At 46.3% G+C, this 7,930-nt stretch carries 5 protein-coding genes; all 5 read left to right on the forward strand.

Features of this window, described 5'->3' with window-relative positions:
• Positions 1-942: hypothetical protein (locus VNZ46_RS09290; protein WP_325559855.1), on the forward strand; the 942-nt coding region annotated here is incomplete at its 5' end.
• Positions 943-1,001: 59 nt separating this feature from the next.
• On the forward strand, positions 1,002-1,853 hold the full coding sequence (locus VNZ46_RS09295) for a FecR family protein (RefSeq protein ID WP_325559857.1): 852 nt from the start codon (positions 1,002-1,004) through the stop codon (positions 1,851-1,853).
• Between the two features lie 28 nt (positions 1,854-1,881).
• Positions 1,882-5,478, forward strand: a complete 3,597-nt coding sequence (locus tag VNZ46_RS09300; RefSeq protein ID WP_325559858.1) for a SusC/RagA family TonB-linked outer membrane protein — start codon at positions 1,882-1,884, stop codon at positions 5,476-5,478.
• 23 nt (positions 5,479-5,501) lie between these two features.
• Positions 5,502-6,878 carry a RagB/SusD family nutrient uptake outer membrane protein gene (locus VNZ46_RS09305; protein WP_325559859.1) on the forward strand — a complete coding sequence of 459 codons (1,377 nt, stop codon included), beginning with the start codon at positions 5,502-5,504 and terminating at the stop codon, positions 6,876-6,878.
• Positions 6,878-7,930 (forward strand): PIG-L family deacetylase (locus tag VNZ46_RS09310; protein WP_325559861.1); only part of this gene is annotated, 1,053 nt, incomplete at its 3' end. The genes VNZ46_RS09305 and VNZ46_RS09310, both read left to right, overlap by 1 nt.

Raw genomic sequence — 7,930 nt, forward strand, 5'->3', positions numbered from 1 at the left:
CCCCGTTTCTACAAAGCTGCCCAGGCCACCAGTAAACATACGATGGATGTAGACAATATCCACTGGCCTAAAAAGCCAACCTACTTCGGCGACACCAATCCCTCGCTTGATTATTTCCAGAACCAGGAAATGGATGACATTACCACCCCTTATCTGGGCATTGGCAAAAGGCATGGAGATCAGCACTGGACAGCTGTACTCAGTGCTCATGTCTGGGTACAAGGCTGGCTGGCAGATTACTACATCTCCGGAGACCACCGTGGCCTGGATGTGGCCAAACAGACTGCAGATACCTATATCAAACGCATTTGGGGAGATCATGATCTCACCGGAAGACGTCTGTACCTTTCTGTATGGAACATGACAGAAGTCTGGGATGCCACTAAAGACCCAAAATACCTGCCCGATCTCCAGGATCGCGTAGCGCAGATGCTTCGTCTGCAAAATGGCACGGAGCAAAACAACAGCCTGGTTGTAGACCGTTACGGATATTCTCAGGTCTATGCCTCACAAGGACTGAAAAAATACTACCAGATCACCAAAGATGAAAAAGTAAAAGCTGCCTTGTTGAAACATGCCAGATCGGTCCGGGACAATGAACCCGTTAGCTATTTCTTTGAATCCTACCTTTCCTCTATACACAGTTTACTGGTTGGCTATGAATTCACTAAAGACAAAAGCTATCTCGATACTGCATTAAAACGTGCGGAAGTACTCAAAACAGATCAGGCGAAGATCAAGTTCGGTGATCCCGCCACGCAAAAGCAACTGGCAGAAACCCTGCTGCAAGTCAGCCATTTCCCACAGGATCCCGAAAAAGAATATGCAGAGTGGGATGTCAGAAATGCTTTACGCGTCTTTGGCTGGACCCATGCTTACAATGTGCCTTATTTGCTCTACTGGCTCCGGGAAACAGACACAAAAAAAAATAATACAAAATAATTTAACTTTTTCCAGTACATTATAACAAGAGTACCGTCTTAGTATAAAAGGAACAGCAGATGAAGAAGAAATATAAAAACGATCTGGAACGGATAGATGCAGCCTGGAAGAAGCTTGAACCTCTTCTGGAAGAAGATATACAAATCCAGCCAGAAAGGAAATTTACTCTTTTCAGCCCAAAACTGTTGGCCGCTGCCGCAGTACTGCTCCTGGTTGCAGCAGCTGGCATCCTGTTTCTGAAAGACTACCACCGCATGATCAGCTACACCACCAAATACGGAGAGACCGCAAGAATTGTACTTCCGGATAGTTCTGTGGTTCTTTTGAATGGAAATACCCGGCTAAGCTTCCGTAAACACTGGTCATCAAGTGGCGACCGAGAGGTCAATATGGACGGAGAAGCTTATTTTTCGGTAAAACATACCAAAACCGATCAGAAATTCTTTGTTCGCATGAACGATCATTCTTCTGTGCAGGTACTGGGAACTGAATTCAACGTATCCAAAAGAAAAGAGGAAACCAGAGTAGTATTGAATTCCGGTAAAATCGCCCTTCGTATGGAAACTGCTGATCCTGCAAGGGAAAAGGTGATTACCATGAAACCTGGCGACCTGGTAGAGTACCAGCCCGCGCAACATACCTATATCAAAAAAGTGGTCGATCCGGAGATGTACTCTTCCTGGAAATCCTCCAGGCTCGTCTTTGAAAAAACCAGACTTAAAGAGGTGTTGCAACAGTTACATAATACCTACGGCCTGAATATTCAGGTAGAAAAACCAGAACTGATGAACATGAGCGTATCCGGTTCTGCTCCAACCCAAAACATAGACCTGTTGATCAAAGGTCTGTCGGAGATATTTCACTTAGAACTTATAAGAAAAGGAGACACACTGATTGTAACATCAAATTAACCTAATTCCTAAACCAAACCGAACCCATATGGTAACCATTTTACGCCTGCTCACTATCTGCCTGATAGTGGGCAACTCGCTGGCCTATGCCCGTGCCCAGTCTTTTGCCTACCATGCAACAGGCACTAAAGTCCGAACTTATCCTACTGTCAATGAACAGTTCAGACCATTGAAAGATGTTTTAAAAGAGTTGGAAAAAGCCTATAAAGTTTCCATCATGTTCAACAGTAAGCAGGTAGAAAAGATCAAGATCCCGGTTAAACGGGAGATCAAAAAAGAAACCATAGAAACCGCGCTGACCAGCCTGCTGAGCCCAAGCAATATCAGTTATAAAAAAATCGGGGAACAATTTTACATTATCAATACCAACGATAAGAACACCTCCGCCCTTCCCTCCTTTCCCGAAGCGGATTTTGTACAGGCAGAAGGCAGAACAGAAACCATGGCTGAACCTTCCTCCGGATCGCTACAAAACAAACAAACGGTCATAACCGGAAAAGTAACTGATGCCATCAGCGGCGAATCCATTCCCGGTGTATCGGTTAAACTGAAAGGTACCAGCACCACTGCGGCAACGGATGCCAGTGGAAAATACAGTATCAGGGTAACAGGAAACGGAATTCTGGTATTTTCCTACATCAGCTATATGACTAAAGAAGTACAGCTGACGGGCGCATCTCTTGTCAATGTCATGTTGCAGCCAGATCAGCAGAAACTCAACGAGGTGGTGGTGGTGGGATATGGTACCCAGCAAAAAAGAAATCTGACCGGATCTATCTCGACCCTTACCGCTCAGAACATCAAAGACATTCCTGTATCCAGTTTTGAAAATGCCATACAAGGCCAGATTGCGGGTGTACAGGTACAAGAACCCAGTGGTGAACCTGGTGCAGCCACAACCATCAGGGTCCGGGGTGTCGGATCCATTTCCGCAGGAAATGAGCCCCTGTACGTTGTAGACGGCTTTCCGGTTTCCAAAAACGTAGAATCGGCTATACAAGGAGATGTCGCTCGCAGAACGGTTGCTTTCAGGCCTGCCCCGGCCAATCCTTTAGGCACCATCAGCCCAGGAGATATCCAGTCGGTCGAAGTACTTAAGGATGCAGCCGCAGCGGCCATCTACGGATCCAGAGGCTCTAACGGCGTTATCATCATTACTACTAAAAAAGGAAAAAGGGATGGCACCACCGCTGTCAATTTCGATTCCTACTACGGCGTACAATCCCTGGCCAATAAAGTAAAGCTGATGAATGCCGCCCAGCTTAGTCAATATGTATTGGAGGCTAAGAACAATGCGTACCTACAGGACGTTCCAGGGGCTAATATTAACGACCCCAATTCGGTCAGGTATACCAAATCTACCAATACCAGTTACTACCTTCCAACGGCGTTTATTAATCCAACTGGGGTAGATACAGACTGGCAGGATGTTTTGTTCAAAACTGCCGCCGTTCAAAACTATAGTGTATCTCTTGCAGGAGGAGCAGAGAAACTCGGCTACTACATTTCAGGAAATTATTTCAACCAGGCTGGGATTATTGATAAAACCGGTTTCAAACGCTATAGCTTCCGGATCAACCTGGAATCTGATCCGGTTAAAAACCTTAGGATCGGTGTTAACCTGAATCCTTCCTTTACAGATCAGGCCAGAGGCTCTACCAGTGCACCTTATTTTGCTGACCCTCCCGGAGCAGTATATACTGCATTGGTCACCTCTCCACAGGTAAGCCCTTATCTTCCCGACGGTACGATTAACCAATCCAATAACCAAAGCCACCTGAACACCGAAAACGGGACAGCAACCAATATGACCGCTTCCAGTAATCCCCTTGCTGTAGTAAGGTATATTCACGACGACCTGACACAATTCAGAACCTTTGCCAACGCCTATGCCGAATACCGCATCCTTGAAGGATTAAAATACAAGCTGATGGTTGGTACAGACATCAATAATTACAATAGAAAATACTATCGCGAGAAGGCTTTCCTGGACCGCACTGCCACCGTAGGCGTACCCTTTGGACAGTCCAATTCTTCTCTTGAAACCAATTGGCTCGCAGAGAATACCCTTTCCTACGACAAAACTTTTGGACAGCACCATATATCTTCTGTACTGGGGTATACCGCCCAAAAGAATAAGATCCGGATGAACCAGGTACAGGCAGAAAATTTTCCAGACGATTTGGTACAAACTGTAAGCGGCGGACAAGTGACTGGTGGAACTGCAACAGAAGAAGAATGGGCATTGGTTTCTTACCTGGGCAGGGTAAACTATTCCTTTAAAGACAAATACCTGCTTACCGCCACTATTCGTTCTGACCGTGCTTCCCGTTTCGGAGAAGGAAATAAAGTAGGTTATTTCCCTTCCTTCTCTGCAGGATGGCGGGTATCTGATGAGCCCTTCATGAAAAAGCTCCGCTTTATCAGCGATTTCAAATTCAGGGGAAGCTGGGGTAAAACCGGAAACTTCCTCATCCCGAACTATGCCTCTATCGGCTTACTCAACCCTTACAATTACGTACTGGGGAATGTAGTGGTAAATGGTGTCGCCCCTTCCACTCCGAGCAATTCGAATCTGACCTGGGAAAAGAACACGCAGGTAGATCTTGGTCTGGATATGAGCTTATTTAAGAACAGGATTTTTGTTTCCTTTGACTGGTACCGGAAAATCACTTCAGACCTGTTGCTGAATGTACAGGTCCCTGCAGTGGTTGGTTACGGAAACTCAAACCCCTTAAGAAATATCGGAGAAGTGGAAAACAAGGGCCTTGAGGTTGCCATCACCACCCACAACCTGGAAGGCTTGTTTACCTGGAGCACAGACCTTAACTTTTCCACCAACAAAAACAAAGTACTCAAACTGGGTATTACCGGAGACCCGATCCTAAGCACAGGAGGTGCAGGGATACGCCATATCACACGTATAGGCGATCCGATAGGCAGTTATTACGGTTATGTAGTAGAGGGCATTTACCAAAGCCAGGACGAGATCAACAGGGCTCCAAAAGACAAACTGGCTCCCAATGCAAGACCTGGAGATTTCAAATTTAAGGATGTAAACGGAGATGGCGTCATTGATGCCAATGACAGAACCGTCATTGGAAACTATCAGCCTAGTTTCACGTATGGTATGACCAACCGTTTCACCTACAAAAGGTTTGAGCTGAGTTTCCTGATCCAGGGTGTACAAGGTTCCGAAGTGCTAAATCTAACCAGAAGACACCTAGGAAATGGCGAAGCTGCGACCAATTCCTATATATTTGAACTAAACAGGTGGGTTTCACCCTCCCAACCCGGCGATGGAAAAACACCCCGTGCAGACCGTCTGGGAGATTTACATGGATTCAACAACCGCCCTTCCAATTACCAGGTTGAAGATGCTTCGTATATGCGCCTAAGAAATGTGACCATTGGTTATACTTTATCCGACAAACTGGTCGGCAAAGTATTTTCTTCTTTAAGAATCTATGCTTCAGGCACCAATTTATTTACCAAGACAAAATACATTGGTTATAACCCGGAGGTCAACAATCAGTCCACAGCCACTGGTGTACAAGGCGAAGATTACGGCGCTTATCCGCTGTCCAAGAATTTCACTTTTGGAATCAACGCTTCATTTAAGTAGAGTAAGAACCTAACAACTGAACAATGAAAAAGAACCTGACTTACCTATCTATACTTACCTGCATGCTGATGGCCTGCAGTAAAGATTTTACCGATTTGAATCCGATATCACAAAGAAATGTAAACGAATTCTACAAGACCAGCGGCGACATGGTGATTGCAGTGAATGCAGCTTACAAAGCCCTGCAAATGGATGGCACCTATAACCAAAGCTACTGGGTCATGAACGAAATGCGTTCTGACAACACCGATGGCGGCGCTGATATCACCGGGTTAGGTGCTGATCTGAACCTCATTGATAATTTCAATGAAAATGCAGCCACAGCAGAAATCATCACCTCTGCCTATCTGGACACCTATGTCGGCATCAGCCGTTGCAACATCATCATGAGCCGGATAGATGCCGTATCCATGGAGGAGACCTTGAGGAACAGGATCAAAGGGGAAGCCCTGTTCCTCCGCTCTCTTTTCTATTATAACCTGGCCGTAAACTTCAACAAAGTACCTCTGGTGACCAAGGAAATTACTGTAGAAGAAGGTCGTACCTATGCGCAGTCTTCGGCAACAGAAATCTACAAACAACTGGTTACAGACCTGACCCAGGCCGAAAGTTATCTCCCGGTAAAATATAGTAGTGCCGATGTAGGAAGAGCAACCAAAGGTGCAGCAGCCACTTTGCTGGCCAAAATATACCTCACTATGGGCAATAAACCAGCTGCAGTACCGGTTCTTAGACGCATCATCACCGATTATGGTTATACCCTGCTGACCAGTTATGCTAAACTCTGGGGAATACCGAACAAGAACAATGCAGAATCCATTTTTGAAGTTCAGTTTAAGGGCGGCGGTACCAATACAGGTAATAAATTCACCAATGCCTTTTCGCCGCTACTGGTGCAAAGCACCGGTGCTTATAAAAACCGTCCGACAGCAGAAATGCAGGCTGCATACGAACCAAACGATCAACGCCTTTCGGCTTCTATGAACCCCATAAACGGACCCTTAAATGCAGGAAGGTTTATTCTGAAATACGGAACAACGACGGCTTATAATGAAGGCGATGCGGATTATAATTTCATGGTACTCCGCTACGCAGACGTATTGCTGATGCTGGCAGAAGCACTGGGCGACACCCCGGAATCCTATGACCTGATCAACCAGGTCCGCCACCGGGCTGGTCTCGATCCGATAAACTCTGCCACTCCAGGCACATTTACAGATAAACTACTCCGGGAAAGAAGGGTTGAACTGGCTTTTGAAAACCACAGATGGCCAGATCTGCTCCGCTTTGGAAAAGCAACAGATTTTATGAAAGCACAAGGCAAAACACCAAGATTGCTTTTCCTGATCCCACAGAGAGAACTGGATATTAACACTTCTTATACTCAAAATCCATTATAATGAAACAATTCCACTATTTTGTCTCAGCATATTGCATCGCCACTCTTATCGCCGTTGCAAACCTGGGGCTTTATGCCCAGGCCCCAGCTAAACCCGCTGCAGGTAAGATCCTGCAAGACCTCAAAAGATTGAATGTACTGGGTAATGTATTGTACCTTGCCGCCCATCCCGATGATGAGAATACAACACTGATTGCCTATATGGCCAACCACAAACTCTACCATACCGGCTACCTCTCTTTAACCCGCGGCGATGGCGGACAAAATCTGATCGGCCCGGAAATCCGGGAACGGCTGGGTGTTATACGGACACAGGAATTGCTGCAGGCCAGGCGAACGGACGGCGGCCACCAGTTCTTTACCCGTGCCAACGACTTTGGCTTTTCTAAAAATCCGGAAGAAGTATTCAGTATCTGGAACAGGGAAAAATTATTGGCAGATGTGGTATGGGTGATCAGAAACTTTAAACCCGATGTGATCATTACCCGCTTCCCCAAAGATTCCAGGGCGGGGCATGGACAACACAGCGCTTCTTCCATCCTTGCAGAGGATGCCTTTGCAGCGGCTGCAGATCCAAAACGTTTTCCGGAGCAATTGAAATATGTGGAGGTTTGGCAAGCCAGACGCCTGGTGTGGAACATCAGTTCATGGGCATTCAAAGACCCAAAAGAATTTGAGAAAATCGCCCCCTCCCTGCTCAAAGTTGACGTGGGTGTATACAATGCCCTCCTTGGAAAATCCTATGGCGAGATCTCTGCCGAAAGCCGCAGCATGCACAAAAGCCAGGGTTTCGGCTCTACAGGTACCCGCGGCTCCTCCTTTGACTATTTCCAGCATACCCTCGGTGTTCCCGCCAAAGCAGATTTATTCGAAGACATCAATACCAGCTGGACAAGAGTTAAAAACAGCAGTAAAGTTGAACAGGCCATCTTCAGGGCCATTGCTGTTTACAATGCGGCTAACCCATCAGCCATCGTTCCCGATCTGTTGTCGGCAAGAGCCGAACTGGAAAAATTACCGGAAAGCTTCTGGAAACAACGAAAACTGGAGGAA

Origin of the sequence: Pedobacter sp. (assembly GCF_035566355.1) — a bacterium.
GTDB lineage: Bacteria > Bacteroidota > Bacteroidia > Sphingobacteriales > Sphingobacteriaceae > Pedobacter.